A 16,301-nucleotide genomic window follows, 5' to 3' on the forward strand; every position below is an offset into this window, starting at 1 on the left:
TCCCACGTTGTTGGACGGCGTCCAGAAACTGCCGTAGCCTGGCGCGCATGCCGGAACTCGCGATCGTCCGCCCCCGCGGCCTGCTCGCCCACGCGGACGGACTGGCCCTCCAGCAGGCACTCCACGCCGACGTCGTCGCGGGACGCTCGCCCGGTGCCGTCGTCCTCTGCGAGCACCCGTCCGTGTACACCGCGGGGCGTCGCACGGAACCCTCCGACCTGCCGACGGACGGCTCCCCCGTGGTCGAAGTCGACCGTGGCGGCCGGATCACCTGGCACGGGCCGGGACAACTCGTCGCCTACCCGATCGTCCGACTCGTCGAGCCGCTCGACGTCCTGGCGTGGGTGCGGGACCTCGAGCAGGTCATCATCGACGTCGCCGCGGCCGTGGGTGTCCGCGCCGAGCGTGTCGAGGGCCGGAGCGGTGCGTGGGTCCGGGGCGAGGACGGTGCGCCGCACGCCAAGGTCGGCGCGATCGGGCTGCACGTCGCCGAGGGCGTCACGAGCCACGGGATCGCGATCAACTGCGACAACGCGCTCGACGCCTACGCGGCGATCGTGCCGTGCGGCATCTCGGACGCAGGCGTCACGACCCTGAGCCTCGCAGCAGCCGCCGTCGGCCGGGCACCCGTCAGCGTCGACCGTGTCGCCGACCTGGTCGCCGCACGGGTGCAGGACGCGGTCGACGGCATGCACGAAGGCCGGCGCATCGCCGACGCGACCCGATCCACGACAGCCGGACCGCGCCTCCAGGCCGGACCGGACCGAACCGCTGACCGACAGGAAACCCTCGCATGACCCTCGCCCCGGAAGGCCGCCGCATGCTCCGCGTCGAGGCACGCAACGCCGCGACGCCCATCGAGACGAAGCCGGCGTGGATCAAGACGCGCGCCACGCAGGGCCCGGAGTTCCGCGCGCTCTCCGGCCTGGTGCGGGACCAGCAGCTGCACACCGTCTGCCAGGAGGCCGGCTGCCCGAACATCTTCGAGTGCTGGGAGGACCGCGAAGCCACCTTCCTCATCGGCGGCTCCCAGTGCACGCGGCGGTGCGACTTCTGCCAGATCGACACCGGGCGTCCGGAGCCGCTCGACCGCGACGAGCCACGGCGGGTCGCCGACTCCGTCGTGTCGATGGGCCTCAAGTACGCGACCGTGACCGGGGTCGCCCGGGACGACCTCGACGACGGTGGCGCGTGGCTCTACGCCGAGACGATCCGCGCGATCCACGAGCACTCCCCCGGCACCGGCGTGGAGATCCTCGTGCCGGACTTCAACGGCCGACCCGACCAGCTCGGGCAGGTCTTCGACGCGCGACCGGAGGTCTTCGCGCACAACGTCGAGACGGTCCCCCGGATCTTCAAGCGGATCCGCCCGGCGTTCCGGTTCGAACGCTCCCTCGACGTCCTCACGCAGGGCCGGGACGCCGGTCTCGTCACGAAGTCGAACCTCATCCTCGGGATGGGCGAGGAGCGCGACGAGGTCGAGGACGCCCTGCAGCGCCTGCACGACGCCGGCACGGACATCATCACGCTGACGCAGTACCTCCGGCCGTCGCCGAGGCACCTGCCGGTCGCGCGGTGGGTGGAGCCGGAGGAGTTCGTCGAACTCCGGGAGGTCGCGGAGCGGATGGGGTTCGCGGGCGTGCTCGCCGGGCCGCTGGTCCGCTCGTCGTACCGGGCCGGGCGCCTGTGGGCGCGGGCGACGGTCGCGCGGGGCGGCTCCGTCCCGGCGCACCTGGCGCACCTGCTCGAGGCGGCGCCGGGTCGGCAGGCGGTCTGACGCAGCGTCGACGACGGACGGGAGGCGCGGTGNGGCACCGCGCCTCCCGTCCGTCGATGGGTCGCGACTACGCGCGGCCGCGGATGCTCCTGAGCAGCCAACCGATGACGGACAGCAGGATGAGCACGATCCCGATCCAGAGCAGGAACTTCAGGGCACCGACGAAGATGCCGCTGAAGAGCAGGACGAGACCGACGATGATCGCGATGATCAGCAGGGCGGGCATGGCAACTCCTTCTTGGTGAGCGGTACGGCGCAGACGGTACACCGATCGCTCAGCCCACGTTCAGCCCGCTGTCAGACCGTTCAGCCGACGAGGTTCTGCACGAACACGTGCGGTGTGAAACCCGTCAGGTCGTTGATGCCCTCACCCTGCCCGATGAGCTTGATCGGGATGCCGGTCTTCTCCTGCACGCTCAGCACGAAGCCGGCCTTGGCGGAACCGTCGAGCTTGGTGATGACGAGCCCGGTGACGCCCGCGCCCTCGATGAACGCCTGCGCCTGGGCGAGGCCGTTCTGCCCCGTCGTCGCGTCGAGGACGAGGAGCACCTCGGCGATCTCGGTCTGCTTCTCGACGACACGCTTGATCTTCGACAGCTCGTCCATGAGCCCGGCCTTGGTGTGCAGCCGACCCGCGGTGTCGATGACCACGATCTCGGTGCCCTCGCGCATGGCCTTCTCGACGGTCTGGTACGCGACCGAGGCCGGGTCCTGCCCCGGCTGGGCAGGACGGACGACGTCGACGCCGGCGCGCTCGGCCCACGTGGCGACCTGCTCGACAGCGGCAGCACGGAACGTGTCCGCCGCGCCGACGACGACGCTGCGGTCGTAGGTCTTGAGGAACTTGGCAAACTTGCCGATCGTGGTGGTCTTGCCGACGCCGTTCACGCCGACGACGAGCACCACCGCGGGCCGGTTGCTCAGCTTGAGGGTCGTGTCGAGCTTCGAGAGCCGTTCCTCGAGCACCTCACGGAGCATGCGCTGCAGGTCGGCGGGGTCGGTCGTGCCGTACCGGTCGACGCGGGCGTGCAGGTCCTCGATGATCTGCTCGGAGATGTCGGGGCCGAAGTCCGCCCCGATGAGTGCGGTCTCGAGGTCGTCCCACGTGGTCTCGTCGATCGTCTTGCGCTGGAACAGCCCGCGCAGCCGGGAGGACAGTGACCAGGAACTCGCCATGCTCCCAGCTTAGAGCGCGGCGCTCGTCCGCCGTGCCCGGTATGCTCGTGGACACGAAGGGGAGTATTCCTCCTCGGCGACCTCGTCAGTACGGTCCGGGACGATCCGGATCCGGGGCGCCGGTCGGTTCCCGCACTCGCGGCGGACCGGCGGAAGAGACCTTCAGGCCTCGGCGTACCCCGGTACGCCCCCTGAAGGGAACTCGATGGACGTCCATCTCTCCGTCTGGCTCATCACCATCGCCGGCATCCTGGCGCTGCTGGTGTTCGACTTCTTCTCGCACGTGCGGACGCCGCACGTGCCGCACATCCGCGAGTCCGCGTTCTGGTCCGTCGTGTACATCGCCCTCGCGATCGCGTTCGGCGTCGGCGTGTGGGTGTTCGGCGGACACCAGGCCGGTGGTGAGTACTTCGCCGGGTGGCTGACCGAGAAGGCGCTCTCGGTCGACAACCTGTTCGTCTTCCTCATCATCATGACGAGCTTCGCGGTGCCGAAGGAGTTCCAGCAGAAGGTGCTCCTCGTCGGCGTCGCGATCGCGCTGGCGGCCCGTGGTGTGTTCATCGCGCTCGGCGTGACGATCATCGACAACTTCTCGTGGGTGTTCTACCTGTTCGGTGCGCTGCTGTTCTGGCTCGCGTGGTCGCAGGCCCGCGGCGGCGACGAGCACGGCGCCGAGGAGGGCGACTCCCGCCTCATCCGCATCCTCCGCCGTGTCATCCCGACGTCGAACGACTACGACGGCGACCGGCTCACGACGAAGGTGGACGGCAAGCGGCTCTTCACGCCGATGCTCCTCGTCATGGTGGCGATCGGCCTCACCGACGTGCTCTTCGCGCTCGACTCCATCCCCGCGATCTTCGGCCTCACGCAGGACGCCTTCATCGTGTTCACCGCGAACGCGTTCTCGCTGCTCGGACTGCGGCAGCTGTACTTCCTCATCGCCGGGCTGCTCGAGCGGCTCATCTACCTCGGGCAGGGGCTCGCCGTCATCCTCGGCTTCATCGGCGTGAAGCTGGTGTTCCACGCCATGCACGTCAACGAGCTGCCGTTCATCAACGGCGGGGAGCACATCGAGTGGGCGCCGGAGATCCCGATCTGGTTCTCGCTGAGCTTCATCATGGCGACGATCGCCGTCGCGACGGTCGCGTCGCTCGTGGTGTCGAGCAGGCGGCAGAAGCGCGGGCTCACCCCGACGGGGTCGCAGCGGACGGTCGAGGCGGACGCGAACTAGCGGGCGCCGGGCGGACGGGAGGCGCGGTGCGGGCTCGCACCGCGCCTCCCGTGCGTACGCCGGTGCGTGCGTGCGTGGGCGCGTGCGTGCGTGCGCGAGTCTCGGACCGCCGGCCGCGAGACTCGGTGTGAGCGACACTTCTCGCGCTCCGGAGCGCGAGAACTGTCGCTCAGCGCGAGTCTCGGCCCGGCGGCGGCCGCCGCCGCGCTACGCGACGGCGTCGGCGGGCTCGGCGGACCGCTGCTGCACGCGCTGCCCGACCACGGCCGACACGCCGTCCTGCCGCATCGACACGCCGTACAGCGCGTCCGCGATCTCCATGGTGCGCTTCTGGTGCGTGATCACGATGAGCTGCGACGACGCCCGGAGCCGCTCGAACACGGTGAGCAGGCGGCCGAGGTTGGCGTCGTCCAGCGCCGCCTCCACCTCGTCCATGATGTAGAACGGCGACGGCCGGGCGGTGAAGATCGCCACGAGCAGGGCCACCGCGGCGAGGGACCGCTCCCCACCGGACAGCAGCGTCAGACGGTCGATCTTCTTCCCCGCGGGCTTCACCTGCACCTCGATGCCGGTGTTCAGCAGGTCGTCCGGGTTCGTGAGGGCGATCGACCCCGAACCGCCCGGGAACAGGATCGGGAAGATGACGTCGAACGCGTCCTTCGTGTCCGAGAACGCCGCCTCGAAGATCGTCTGCATCTTCGCGTCGAGCTCGTCGATGATCGTCATGAGGTCGGTCCGGGTCTTCTGCAGGTCCTCCAGCTGCTCGGCGAGGAACGCGTGCCGCTGCTCGAGCGCCTGGAACTCCTCGAGCGCCAGCGGGTTGACCTTGCCGAGCTGTCCGAGGTCGCGCTCGGCAGCACGGAGCCGGCGCTCCTGCTCGGCGCGGTCGTACGGCACGGTCTCGACGTCAGCGGGGTCGACCTCGTCGCTGCTGTCGAACTCCGGCAGGGCGGGACCGCCGGGCAGCGTGGACTCCGCGTCGACGAGCTCGGGCACGCCGTCGAGCTCGGCGTCGTCCTGCGCGTCGGGCTCGGGAACTCCGTCCACGCCGTCCCCGGCCGCCGCGGCCGCCTCTGCCGCGCGGGCCCGCTCGGCCTCGCGGTGCTTCCGTGCGAGCACCCGGGGATCGACCAGGACGTCGACCGGCACCGGAACGTGCGGCCCGTACTCGGTGACGAGCACGGACTCGACCAGGCCGAGCTCGCTCTGCGCTCGGTCGAGGAGGCCCGACACGTGCAGCTTCTTCTCGTAGATCTCCATCTCGAGCGAGTGCACACCGTCGGTGATGGTCTGCAGGCGGTCACGCAGCTCGCGTTCCTCGTTCCGGATCGTCTGCAGCTCGGTGTTGCGCTTCGAGCGCTCGGCCTCCTCGGTCGCCAGCTGCACCCGGGCTTCCGCCAGCGAGCGGTCCACCGCGCCGAGGAGACCGGGCAGGTCCGCGAGCACCCCTTCGGCGACGGCGATCTGGCCGCGACGGATCACCGCGAGCCGTGCCGCTTCCTCCGCAGCCGCCCGTTCGGCCTCCAGCTGCCGCTCCAGCTGGTCGGCACGGCTGCGCTCGGCCCGCACCCGTTCACGGACGGTCTCGACCTGGATGCGCTGCTCGATCTCGGCGGCACGGGCCGCTTCGAGCGCGTCCTGCAGACCAGGTCGCGCGGACGCGTCGACGACGGGACGCGGGGTGTCGGTGAACGCTCCGTGGGCCCGTTCCGCCTCCGCCAGCGCGGCCTCCGCGGCCTCGACGGCGCCGTCCGTCTCGGCGAGCGCGGCCCGGAGTCGCTCCACCTCGGCGGCCGCGTTCTCCGCCTTCGCGCGCGTCGATGCGCTGCTCCGGTCGTACTCGGCCTTGGCTTGGGCGTACGCCCGCGACGCGGCGTCGGCCTCCTCCGCCTCGCGGCCCGCGTCCTCGACGGCGGTGCGAGCGGCCTGGAGGCGCGTGGCCGCGTCCTCCGCGTCCCGTGCGATCGCGTCGCGTCGAGTCTGGGCGTCGTCGCGTTCCGCCACGAGCTCGATGCGCGAGGTGACGCGCTCCCCGCCGCCCGTCACACGGACCGCACGGACGAGATCACCCGAGCGGGTGACCACCGTGGCCTGCGGGGCGGCGGTGAGCACCGCCTCCAGGTCGACGTCGTCGGACTCGGCGACGAGTGTGTCGCGGAGGACCGCTGCGAGGGCCGGCGGCCCCTGGACCAGGTCGAGGGCACGCCGGACGCCCGCCGGGAGCCGTTCCGGGAGCTCGGACGCGGAGCCGACGGCGTCGGCGACGACGACGTCGATGCGGCCGATGTCCGCCGAACGGGCGTGCGCGACGGCGTCGAGGGCGACCGTCCGGTCCTCCGCGAGGACGGCGTCGGCCAGGCTGTCGAGCGCGACCGCGACCGCACCCTCGAAGCCCGGTTCCACCGTGAGGCTGTCCGCGAGGCGACCGACGATGCCGGCACGACCGGCCTCGATGAGCGCCTGCGAGCCGTCGCGGACGTCGATCGACATGCCGAGTGCGGCGACCCGGGCGTCCAGCGCGTCGCGTTCCCGTTCGAGTGCGTGCAGCCGGTCGCGGTGCTCGTCCCGGGCTGCCTGGGCCGCCTCCTGCCGTTCCCGGGCGGTCTCGAGCGCGCGGGACAGCGCTGCCTCGTCCGTGCCCTCGGACGGGTCGGTGCCGACGTCCGCGAGCGCCGCGGCGGCTCGTTCGGCGCGCTCGGCCGCCTCGGTCAGCGCGCGCGTCCGACGCTCCCGGTCGGCGACGGCCGACCCGCGCTTCGACCGGGCCACGTCGACCGCGGAGGCGAGCCGTTGGGCCTCGAGGTCGTGCTGCGAGACGAGGGCGGCCTGTGCGGCGATCTGCTCGTCGAGGGCGTCCAGCGCCGCCCGCGCTTCCTGCACGCGCTGCGCAGCCGCCGCCGTCCCACCGGCCATGTCCGCGGCCTGGGCCTCGAGGCGGTCGGCCTCGTTCCGGGCGCCCTGCACCTGCTCGGGGGTGACGGTGGGGCCCTGCTGCGGGGAGTCGGCCTGCTGGGCGAGGAACATGAGGCGCTGGTTCGCCAGGCTGGACAGCCCGCGGAGCCGCTCCTGCACGCTCTCCAGCCGGTGCACCACGGTGCGGGCACGGTCCACGTCGTCGCCGACCATGCTCTGCTCGACGTGCTGCTGCCGGGCGCGCGTCTGGTCGAGCCGTTCCTGCAGCACGATGCGTTCGGACTTCCGGCCGGCCTCGACCTCCTGGTGCTCGTGCAGCTCGCGGCGCAGCCGGACGACGTCGTCGGCGAGGATCCGGGCCTTGGCGTCACGGGCGACCGCGGCGACCGACTGGGCCTTCCGGGCGACCTCGGCCTGCCGACCGAGCGGCTTCAGCTGGCGGCGGATCTCACCGGCGAGGTCGGACAGGCGGGTGAGGTTCGTCTGCATCGCCTCGAGCTTGCGGAGGGTCTTCTCCTTGCGACGGCGGTGCTTCAGGATGCCCGCGGCCTCCTCGATGAAGCCGCGCCGGTCCTCCGGGGTCGCGTGCAGCACCTTGTCGAGCTGCCCCTGGCCGACGATGACGTGCATCTCCCGGCCGAGGCCGGTGTCGCTCAGGAGTTCCTGGACGTCGAGCAAGCGGCAGTTCTCACCGTTGATCGCGTACTCGCTGCCACCGTTGCGGAACAGCGTGCGCGAGATCGTCACCTCGGAGTACTCGATCGGCAGCAGCCCGTCGGAGTTGTCGATCGTCAGGAGCACCTGGGCGCGACCGAGCGGGCCGCGGGTGGAGGTGCCGGCGAAGATGACGTCCTCCATCTTGCCGCCGCGGAGGGTCTTCGCCCCCTGCTCCCCCATCACCCACGCGAGGGCGTCCACCACGTTGGACTTACCGGAGCCGTTCGGTCCGACGATGCAGGTCACGCCGGGCTCGAACGCGAACGTCGTCGGTTGCGCGAAGGACTTGAACCCCTTGATGGTGAGGCTCTTCAAGTACATGCGGTCTCCGGGTGTGCTCGCTCGCGTGCTGTCGGGCTGCTGTCTGCGGTGCTGACGGCAGTGCTGTCTGCGGTGCTGTCGGGCGTCAGGCTAACGCGAGCGACGGCGAGGGCGTGGTTGGCACACGGGGCAGATGTGGCTCGATCGGTTCATGAAGGCCTCACGGACGATCGTGGTCCCGCAGCGGGGGCACGGCTTCCCCTGCTGGCCGTACACGTTCAGGCGCTGCGAGAAGTACCCGGACTGCCCGTTCACGTTGACGTACTGGGCGTCGAAACTCGTCCCACCGTCCTCGAGCGCGCGGGCGAGCACGCTGCGGACCTCGGCGAGCAGGAGCCGCAGCGACGACCGCGGGAGCCGGTCCGCCGGGCGATCGTAGTGCAGCCGTGCCGCCCAGAGCGACTCGTCCGCGTAGATGTTCCCGATGCCGCTCACGACGCCCTGGTCGAGCAGGACACGCTTGATGCCGCTCGACCGTTTCCGGGCCATCGCCACGAACCGGTCGTCGTCGAACGCGGGGTCGAGCGGGTCGCGGGCGATGTGCGACACCTGCTCCGGGATGCTCCGCCGCCACGCCGCGTCCGGGTCCGTCTGGTCGACGTGGCCGGCGAACCCGGCGGGAGCGCCGTCGATCGTCGGGACCATCGCGTCGATCGCCATCGACCCGAACGTCCGCTGGTCGACGAACTCCAGTTCCACGGGCGGCTCGGGCGTGCCGTCGCGGTCGGTGCCGGCGGGTTGCACGGTGAGGAGGATCCGGCGGTGCTTCGCGGCCTCGCGCCCACGGCCGAGCAGGATCTGGCCGCTCATGCCCAGGTGTGCGACCAGGGCCTCGGGACGGGCTTCGGGGCTGGCGGGGGCGTCGGGGCTGGCTTCGGGGTGGGCGTCGAGCGCCGTGGCGTTCGCGAGTGGCATCCACAGGAACTTGCCCCGGCGGACGGCCGCCGCGATGGCCCGTCCGGTCAACCGGTCCACGAAGTCCTCGGAGGGTCCGTCGTGCCGGGTGAGCGCGCGGTCGTCGACGACGTCCACGTGCAGCACGCGCGCACCGCTGACCGCGGGTTCGAGGCCGGCGCGGACGACCTCGACCTCGGGGAGTTCCGGCACCTGTCAGGCCGCCCGGCCCGACAGCCGCGTCCACGCCTGGAGCGCAGCGGCCATCTCAGCGGTCTTCTTGCTCGACCCGGAGCCGGTCGAGATGTCCTCGCCCTGCAGCACCACGGTGGCGTGGAAGGTCTTGTCGTGGTCGGGCCCGGCCTCGGTCACCCGGTACGAGGGGTTGCCGAGGGACAGGCTCGACGCGAGTTCCTGCAGGCTCGTCTTCGGGTCCATCGCGGCGCCGAAGCGGTCAGGGTCGACCAGCAGCGGCTCGACCAGCCGGAGCACGAGCGCGGTTGCGGCGTCCGGACCCGCCGAGAGGTAGGTCGCGCCGATCACGGCCTCGACCGTGTCGGCCAGGATGGAGGACTTGTCGCGCCCACCGGTCTGCTCCTCGCCCTTGCCGAGCCGGAGGTACTCGCCGAGGCCGATCATGCGGGCGATCTCGGCGAGGGCGACCGTCGAGACGAGGCTGGCGCGTCGCTTCGCGAGGTCGCCTTCGTCGAGGTCGGGGAACGACCGGTAGAGCTTCACGGTCACGGCCTGGCCGAGGATCGAGTCCCCGAGGAACTCGAGGCGTTCGTTGTGCCCGATGCCGCCGTGCTCGTACGCGTACGAGCGGTGCGTCAGGGCGAGCTGGAGCAGCTCGAGGTCGATGTCCGCCCCGAGGATGCCCTGCAGACGAACGACGTCCGGCCCCACGGGGCGGGACCCCGCGGTGCCGGACGTCGCAGTCATGCGTTCGGTCCGATCAGACGTCGGCGACCTTGCGGCCCTTGTACTCCATGTACAGGGCGGTGCCGGCGGAGTCCTCGACGACCTTGGCGCGGTGCGGGAGGCTGTAGGTGACCTTGCCGTTCTCGATCGTCTTCACGAGCTGGACCGGCGCGGCCTTCCACTGCGAACGACGGGCGTGCGTGTTGGCACGGGACTGCTTGCGCTTGGGAACGGCCATGGTGGTTCTCTTTCGGTTGGTCGGTGGTCAGTGGCGAGGGCGGCGGTCAGTCGGCCTGGTCGGCGTCGGACCGCTCCTGACCCTCGGTGGTCTGGTGCGTGGTCGTGCTGGCTTCGGCGGTCTCGCTCGGGGTGAAGCCACTCAGAGCGGCCCACCGCGGGTCCAGGACCTCGTGAGCGGGCTGCTCGCCGATGTCGGCCAGTCGCTCGCCCGTCACCGGGTCGAGGCCTGGGCAGTCCGGTCGGCAGACCGGCTGGAACGGCAGCGCCAGCACCACCGCATCTCGAACGACCTGTTCGGAGTCCACGAGGTCGTCCTGAACGAAGAAGTCGAATTCCTCCGAGGCATCATACGCGAACAACTCGGCGAAATCGACCTCGACCGGCTCGCTGATCTCGATGAGGCAGCGCGAGCACTCCCCGGTCGCCTCGGCGCTCGCGTGACCCGACACGAGGACGCCCTCGTGCAGACCCTCGAGCCGGAGGTCGAGGTGCATCGTGGCACCTTCGCGGACGGCGATGACACCGGCGCCCATCGCGTCCGGCACCGTGATGTCGAGCGAGTGCTCGCGCATCTCGCCCGGACGGTGCGCGAGGTCGCGCACGCGCAGGGCGTAGGGGCTGTTCACGTGGGAAGACACGATCGACGAGCCTACAGCCCCGGCGGCCCTGAGTCGAGGCGGCGAGCGGGCGTGTCCAGCGCTCGAGCCCCGTTCAGCGTCCGGTGTGCTCGTGCAGCGCAGCGGCGACCGCCTCGGGGACGTACGGGGAGACGTCTCCGCCGAGGGACGCGACCTGTCGGATGAGCGAGCTCGACACGTGCGCGCGGGAGGCCTCGGGCAGCAGGAACACCGTCTCGACGTCGGCGAGGTGCCGGTTCATGATCGCCATCGGGGTCTCGTACGCCACGTCCTCGCCCGAGCGCACGCCCTTGACGAGCACCTTCGCGCCCACCTGGCGGCAGTAGTCGACGAGCAGCCCGGAGGTCCACTCCCCCACCCGCACGTTGTCGGAGACGCCCGTCTCGACGAGCGACTCCTCGATGAGACGGACGCGGTCGACGGCGTCGAACATGGCCGGACGCTTGTCGGGGTTGTGCACGACGAGCACGTGCACCTCCTCGAAGAGCCCGGCGGCGCGGCCGATGACGTCGAGGTGCCCGAGGGTCACGGGATCGAAGGAACCGGGGACGACCGCGATCTGCGCCATGGCAGCGACGATACCGTCGGCCGCCGTCGGGGACGTGTCGCGGCCGTCAGTTCTTGCCGAGGAACGCCGCGTCGGACTCGTCGAGCCGTCGCGCCAGCGCCTCCCGCAGCGCCGGGTGCCCTTCGAGCTGCGGGTCGACCGTGAGGACGCGTTCGGCCTCCCCGCGCGCGTCGACGATGAGGTCGGCGTGCTGCACGACCCGCAGCAGGTTGAGCGAGGACCGTCCACCGGACTGCCGCTCGCCGAGGACGTCGCCTTCTCGCCGCAGTTCGAGGTCGACCCGGGCGAGTTCGAACCCGTCGTCCGATGCGGCCACGGCGTCCACACGCTCGCGCGAGGTCGTCTCGAGCTCCGCAGCGGTCACGAGCAGGCAGACGCCGGCGTACTGCCCACGGCCGATGCGCCCCCGGAGCTGGTGGAGCTGCGAGACCCCGAACCGGTCGGCGTCGAGCACCGCCATCATCGACGCGTTCGGCACGTCCACCCCGACCTCGATCACGGTCGTCGCGACGAGGACGTCGACGTCGCCCGCCGCGAAGGAGGTCATGACGCGGTCCTTCTCCTCCGCCGTCATGCGACCGTGCAGCACCTCGATCCGCCGCCCGTCCAGGACCGGCATCGTGCGCATCCGTTCCGCGGTCGCCAGCACCGTGGCCGGGGTCCGTTTCGGGGCCTCGTCGTCGGCGATCGGCTCCGGTTCACCGTCGTCCTCGGCGTGGGCGTCGTCGATGGCCGGGCAGACCACGAACGCCTGCCGGCCGGCCTCGAGCTCCTCCGCCATGCGGGTCCAGATGCGGGACTCCCATCCGGGGTGCTCGGCGAGACCGACGGTGAACGTCTCGACCCCCGCGCGCCCGGACGGCAGGCCGGTGATCGTGGAGACGTCGAGGTCGCCGAACACCGTCATCGCGACGGTGCGCGGGATCGGGGTGGCCGTGAGGACGAGCACGTGCGGGGGCGTCGCGCCCTTCGTCCGGAGCGCTTCCCGCTGCTCGACGCCGAACCGGTGCTGCTCGTCCACCACGACGAGCCCCAGTTCCGCGAAGTCCACTCGGTCCCCGAGCAGCGCGTGCGTACCGACCACGAGCCGGGAACTGCCGGACGCGGCCGCCAGCAGCGCACGCCGTCGCTCGTCCGTCGACTGCGAGCCCGTCAGGATGACCGGACGGAGTTCCGCGGCGAGGTCGGGACCGAGGAACTTCACGATCGAGCGGAGGTGCTGCGCCGCCAGGACCTCGGTCGGGGCGATGAGGGCGGACTGGCCACCGGACTCGGCGACGGTGAGCATCGCGCGGATGGCCACGAGGGTCTTCCCGGACCCGACCTCGCCCTGCACGAGCCGGTGCATCGGCCAGTCGCCCGCCAGGTCGTGCGCGATCTCATCACCGACCGAGCGTTGATCGTCGGTGAGCGTGAACGGGAGGCTGGCGTCGAACCGCTCGAGGATCCCGCCGGGCGACGCGGAGCGCGGTGTGGCTGCGGTGGCACGAGCGGCGAGGCGACGCTGCACCAGGGCCGTCTGGAGCACGAAGGCTTCCCGGTAGCGGAGCGCGTCCTGCGCCCGCTTGAAGTCAGCGACCTTCTCGGGGCGGTGCAGGAGTTCGAGCGCGCGTCGGAACGGCACGAGGTCGAGCCGCGTCCGCACCGACGCCGGGATCGGGTCCGGCAGGTCGGGGAGGGTGTCGAGCACGACGCCGATCGACTTCGCGATCTGCCACGACGACAGGGTCGAGGTCGCCGGGTAGATCGGGATCGGCTGCCGCGACCACCGGATCGCCTCTTCGTCCTCGGGGTCGGCCGTGGCACGCGGGTCGTCGCGGTCGAACAACTCGTAGTCGGGGTGCGCGAGCTGCCGGGCGCCCCGGTAGTCGCTCACCTTGCCGGCGAAGATCCCGCGGGCGCCGGGCACGAGGTCCTTCGTGCGCCAGCCCTGGTTGAAGAACGTCAGGGTCAGCAACCCCTTGCCGTCGCCGATCTTCGCTTCGAGGATCGACCCGCGGCGGGCACGCATGGTGCGTTCACGGACGTCCACGACCTCGGCGACGATGGTGACCGACTCCCCGATCGCGAGCGAGTCGAGCGCCGTCAGCGCCCCACGCTCGGCGTAGCGCCGGGGCGCGTGTTCGAGGAACTCCCCCACGGTGCGGTAGCCGAAGGCCTTCTCGATCGCGCTCGCCGTGCGGCCGCCGAGCACGTTCGCCAACCGGGCGTCGAGCGGCGCGGGCCCGAGGTCGGGCGCGGCCGGGGCAGCGTTCGTACCAGTGGTGACCACACCCCAACGCTACCCGGCACGACCGACGTGCCCCGCGCCTCCAGGACGGCCTGTGGACAACCCGGATCGCCCTCCGGCGCCCGCTACGGTGGCAGCATGACCCGCATCATCGCCGGCGCGGCCGGCTCCACCACGCTCCGGGTGCCGAAGTCCGGCACCAGGCCGACGAGCGATCGCGTGCGCGAGGCGCTGTTCTCGTCGCTCGAGGCGCGCGGGCTGGTCGGCGACGCGGCCGTCGCGGACCTCTACGCGGGGACCGGTGCCCTCGGGCTCGAGGCGGCGTCACGGGGTGCGGTGGAGGTCGTGCTGGTCGACCGCGCCTCCGCGGCTGCCCAGGCGTGCCGGGCGAACGCGCGCGCCGTGCAGCAACGGGTGCCGGGCGTGCGCATCGACGTGCAGCCGCAGCCCGTCCTCGGGTACCTCCGTGGCACCGTGCGGACGTTCGACCTCGTGTTCATCGACCCGCCGTACGACGTCACGGAGCACGAGCTGGCCGAGGTCCTCGACGCGCTCGTCCCGCGGCTGACCAAGGCCGCCGTGGTGATCGTCGAGCGGAGCAAGCGGTCGCCGGAGCCGACGTGGCCGGACGGGCTCGAACCGTTCAGCAAGCGGAGCTACGGCGAGACGGTCGCGTGGGAGGCCGTGGTCGCCGCGGCCTGAGGCGGCGTGGCGGGGCGCGGCGGTGCGCGTCGCGCCGACTCGGTACGACACCGCCGCTGTCGTACGACGTCCACGTTGTCGCACGGGTGCGCGCACACCCAGGCGCGCGCGGGCAGACACGTCGACGGACTGGAGGCGCAGCTCGGGTTCTCGGGGCGCGTCACGCCGACTCGGAACGACACCGTCGCTGTCGTACGACATCGGCGTTGTCGCAACCATGCGCGCGCGCCGACGGACTGGAGGCGTGGCTCAGCTCCGCGGGGCGCGTCACGCCGACTTGGAACGACACCGTCGCTGTCGTACGACGGCGACGTTGTCGCAACCATGCGCGCGCAACAGTTGCACGCGCGCGGAGACGACATCGTCGCTGTCGTACGACATCGACAACGTCGTTCGGCCCGCGCCGCGCCGCGTCAGCACGGTCAGCCGGCGGCGCCGTCCCAATCCGCGTAGGGGTCCCAGCCGGTCGTCGGCACCGCGGCCCCGTCCGCCCGTACGAGGTCAGCGTCGGCACGCTCGCGGACGACCCCGATCCGCCGGAAGCCCGCGGGGAGCGTCACGTCGGCGGGGAAGGTCGCGAGCAGGCCGTGGTCCTCGCCGCCGTGCAGTTCGACGTCGTCCAGCATCACCTCGAGTCCGAGCGTGACCCGGCTGGCCCGGGCGAGCCGTCCGGCGTCGATCGCCAAGCCGTCGGACAGGTCGAGCATCGCGGTCGCGCCGGCCCGGGCAGCGCGGGGCCCCTCGGCGATCGGCGGGACGGGGCGCCGCTGCCGACCGACGTCCGGGTCCGAGTCGGCCCCGGACGCGATGGTGGCCTCGCGGGAGGGCTCGCCGGCCGCGTCGACGCCCTCGTGGAAGAGCCGGGTCAGGCCGCGCGCGGCGGAGCCGAGCTTCCCGGCGATCGCGAGGACGTCGCCGGGGCGGGCTCCGCTGCGGACGACGGGCGCGCGGCCCTCGAGGTCGCCGAACGCCGTGACCGAGACGGTGAACGTCGCCGAGGTGGACAGGTCCCCACCGACGACCCCGCAGCCCGGGGCCAGGGACGCGACGGCCAGCCGCACCCCGTCCGCGAACGACTCGAGGACCGCGACCGGAGTGTCCTGCGGCGCAGCGAGGGCGATGACCAGCCCGGTCGGCACGGCACCCATCGCGGCGACGTCGGACAGGTTCGTGGCTGCAGCCTTCCAGCCGACGTCCTCCGGCGAGGACCACGCCCATCGGAAGTCGGGGCCGTGCACCATCATGTCGGTGGTCACCACGAAGCGGCCGTCGGGTGCGGCGACGACGGCGCAGTCGTCTCCGGGGCCGAGGACGGGTGCGCCGGGCGGCAGTCGACGGACGATCCGGTCGAGGACGGCGAGTTCGCCGAGGTCCTCGACGGTCGGTCCGGCCCAGGCGTCGTGCGTCGCGTCCACACGAGAACGGTAGCCTGGACGTCGATGGACACCGTGCGCCGCCCCTCCCGGAAGATCGCGATCGTCGGTGTCCTGGTCACCCTCGCGGCCGGGCTCACCGGCTGCACGAACGCCGTCGCGATGGCACCGGCACCGTCTGCGAACGCCGCAGCGTGCGCGGCCGCGCAGGTCCGGCTGCCCGAGACGGTGGACACGAAGTTCGCCCTCCGCAACACGAACGCGCAATCGACTGCTGCGTGGGGCGACCCTGAGGTGGCGTTGTACCACTGCGGCGTGGCGGTGCCGACGGTGTCCGACCTGCCGTGCTTCTCGCTGAGCGGGGTCGACTGGATCCGCGACGACCGCGGCGACCGGATCGTGTACACGACGTTCGGTCGGTCCCCCGCGGTGCAGGTCGTCATCGACTCGACGAAGACGACGAACCAGGTCGTGCAGGACGTCACGGACGCGGTGTCGACGTTGCCGAAGGACGGGCACGAGTGCCTCGACCCGTCCGACGTCCCGAACTGACGGCGGTTCTGCGCGCCGAGACTCGGCCTCGGGCCGCCGAGTTTCGCG

The 16,301-nt window shown here is 71.9% G+C and carries 15 protein-coding genes; 5 read left to right on the forward strand and 10 right to left on the reverse strand.

Going from position 1 to position 16,301, the window contains the following annotated elements; translation table 11 throughout:
• Positions 1-47: 47 nt before the first annotated feature.
• Together lipB and lipA are read left to right on the forward strand one after the other, a co-directional pair.
• On the forward strand, positions 48-797 hold the full coding sequence (gene lipB, locus ACTJKO_RS14155; RefSeq protein WP_440689782.1) for a lipoyl(octanoyl) transferase LipB: 750 nt from the start codon (positions 48-50) through the stop codon (positions 795-797).
• A complete protein-coding gene (gene lipA, locus ACTJKO_RS14160) occupies positions 794-1,777 on the forward strand; it encodes a lipoyl synthase (protein WP_440689784.1) in 984 nt (327 codons plus the stop codon). The genes lipB and lipA overlap by 4 nt, the downstream gene beginning before the upstream one ends.
• 67 nt (positions 1,778-1,844) lie before the next feature.
• Here lipA and ACTJKO_RS14165 read toward each other — a convergent pair whose 3' ends face one another.
• Together ACTJKO_RS14165 and ftsY are read right to left on the reverse strand one after the other, a co-directional pair.
• Complete coding sequence (locus ACTJKO_RS14165) at positions 1,845-2,003, reverse strand: hypothetical protein (RefSeq protein WP_171898750.1); 159 nt, start codon at positions 2,001-2,003, stop codon at positions 1,845-1,847.
• Between the two features lie 80 nt (positions 2,004-2,083).
• The gene (ftsY, locus tag ACTJKO_RS14170; RefSeq protein WP_440689785.1) at positions 2,084-2,953 is read right to left on the reverse strand and encodes a signal recognition particle-docking protein FtsY; all 870 of its coding nucleotides are present in this window, start codon (positions 2,951-2,953) and stop codon (positions 2,084-2,086) included.
• Positions 2,954-3,158: 205 nt separating this feature from the next.
• Here ftsY and ACTJKO_RS14175 point away from each other — a divergent pair, with 205 nt between their 5' ends.
• Positions 3,159-4,184, forward strand: coding sequence for a TerC family protein (locus tag ACTJKO_RS14175; protein ID WP_440689786.1), 1,026 nt, complete (start codon positions 3,159-3,161; stop codon positions 4,182-4,184).
• 207 nt (positions 4,185-4,391) lie between these two features.
• Here ACTJKO_RS14175 and ACTJKO_RS14180 read toward each other — a convergent pair whose 3' ends face one another.
• The 7 genes from ACTJKO_RS14180 to ACTJKO_RS14210 all read right to left on the reverse strand — a co-directional run bounded on the left by ACTJKO_RS14180 (position 4,392) and on the right by ACTJKO_RS14210 (position 13,668).
• Positions 4,392-8,135, reverse strand: coding sequence for an AAA family ATPase (locus ACTJKO_RS14180; protein ID WP_440689787.1), 3,744 nt, complete (start codon positions 8,133-8,135; stop codon positions 4,392-4,394).
• A gap of 90 nt (positions 8,136-8,225) precedes the next feature.
• Positions 8,226-9,242, reverse strand: coding sequence for a bifunctional DNA-formamidopyrimidine glycosylase/DNA-(apurinic or apyrimidinic site) lyase (gene mutM, locus ACTJKO_RS14185; protein WP_440689788.1), 1,017 nt, complete (start codon positions 9,240-9,242; stop codon positions 8,226-8,228).
• A gap of 3 nt (positions 9,243-9,245) precedes the next feature.
• Positions 9,246-9,971 (reverse strand): ribonuclease III, encoded by a 726-nt coding sequence (rnc, locus tag ACTJKO_RS14190; protein WP_440689789.1) that lies wholly within the window; start codon positions 9,969-9,971, stop codon positions 9,246-9,248.
• A gap of 13 nt (positions 9,972-9,984) precedes the next feature.
• On the reverse strand, positions 9,985-10,188 hold the full coding sequence (gene rpmF / locus ACTJKO_RS14195) for a 50S ribosomal protein L32 (protein WP_058728177.1): 204 nt from the start codon (positions 10,186-10,188) through the stop codon (positions 9,985-9,987).
• Between the two features lie 46 nt (positions 10,189-10,234).
• A complete protein-coding gene (locus tag ACTJKO_RS14200; protein WP_440689790.1) occupies positions 10,235-10,828 on the reverse strand; it encodes a YceD family protein in 594 nt (197 codons plus the stop codon).
• A gap of 73 nt (positions 10,829-10,901) precedes the next feature.
• Positions 10,902-11,396: a pantetheine-phosphate adenylyltransferase gene (coaD, locus tag ACTJKO_RS14205; RefSeq protein ID WP_440689791.1), complete on the reverse strand. Its 495-nt coding sequence runs from the start codon at positions 11,394-11,396 to the stop codon at positions 10,902-10,904.
• A gap of 46 nt (positions 11,397-11,442) precedes the next feature.
• The gene (locus ACTJKO_RS14210; protein ID WP_440689792.1) at positions 11,443-13,668 is read right to left on the reverse strand and encodes an ATP-dependent DNA helicase RecG; all 2,226 of its coding nucleotides are present in this window, start codon (positions 13,666-13,668) and stop codon (positions 11,443-11,445) included.
• Positions 13,669-13,764: 96 nt separating this feature from the next.
• Here ACTJKO_RS14210 and ACTJKO_RS14215 point away from each other — a divergent pair, with 96 nt between their 5' ends.
• On the forward strand, positions 13,765-14,328 hold the full coding sequence (locus tag ACTJKO_RS14215) for an RsmD family RNA methyltransferase (RefSeq protein WP_440689793.1): 564 nt from the start codon (positions 13,765-13,767) through the stop codon (positions 14,326-14,328).
• A 422-nt stretch (positions 14,329-14,750) separates the two neighbouring features.
• On the opposite strand, the gene thiL is transcribed toward ACTJKO_RS14215, so the two are convergent.
• Entirely contained in the window at positions 14,751-15,743 is a 993-nt protein-coding gene (thiL, locus tag ACTJKO_RS14220) for a thiamine-phosphate kinase (RefSeq protein ID WP_440689794.1), read from the reverse strand.
• 24 nt (positions 15,744-15,767) lie between these two features.
• On the opposite strand from thiL, the gene ACTJKO_RS14225 reads away from it, so the two are divergent.
• Entirely contained in the window at positions 15,768-16,253 is a 486-nt protein-coding gene (locus ACTJKO_RS14225) for a DUF3515 family protein (RefSeq protein ID WP_440689795.1), read from the forward strand.
• Positions 16,254-16,301 lie beyond the last annotated feature (48 nt).

It is taken from the genome of Curtobacterium sp. 22159, assembly GCF_052045775.1.
GTDB lineage: Bacteria > Actinomycetota > Actinomycetes > Actinomycetales > Microbacteriaceae > Curtobacterium.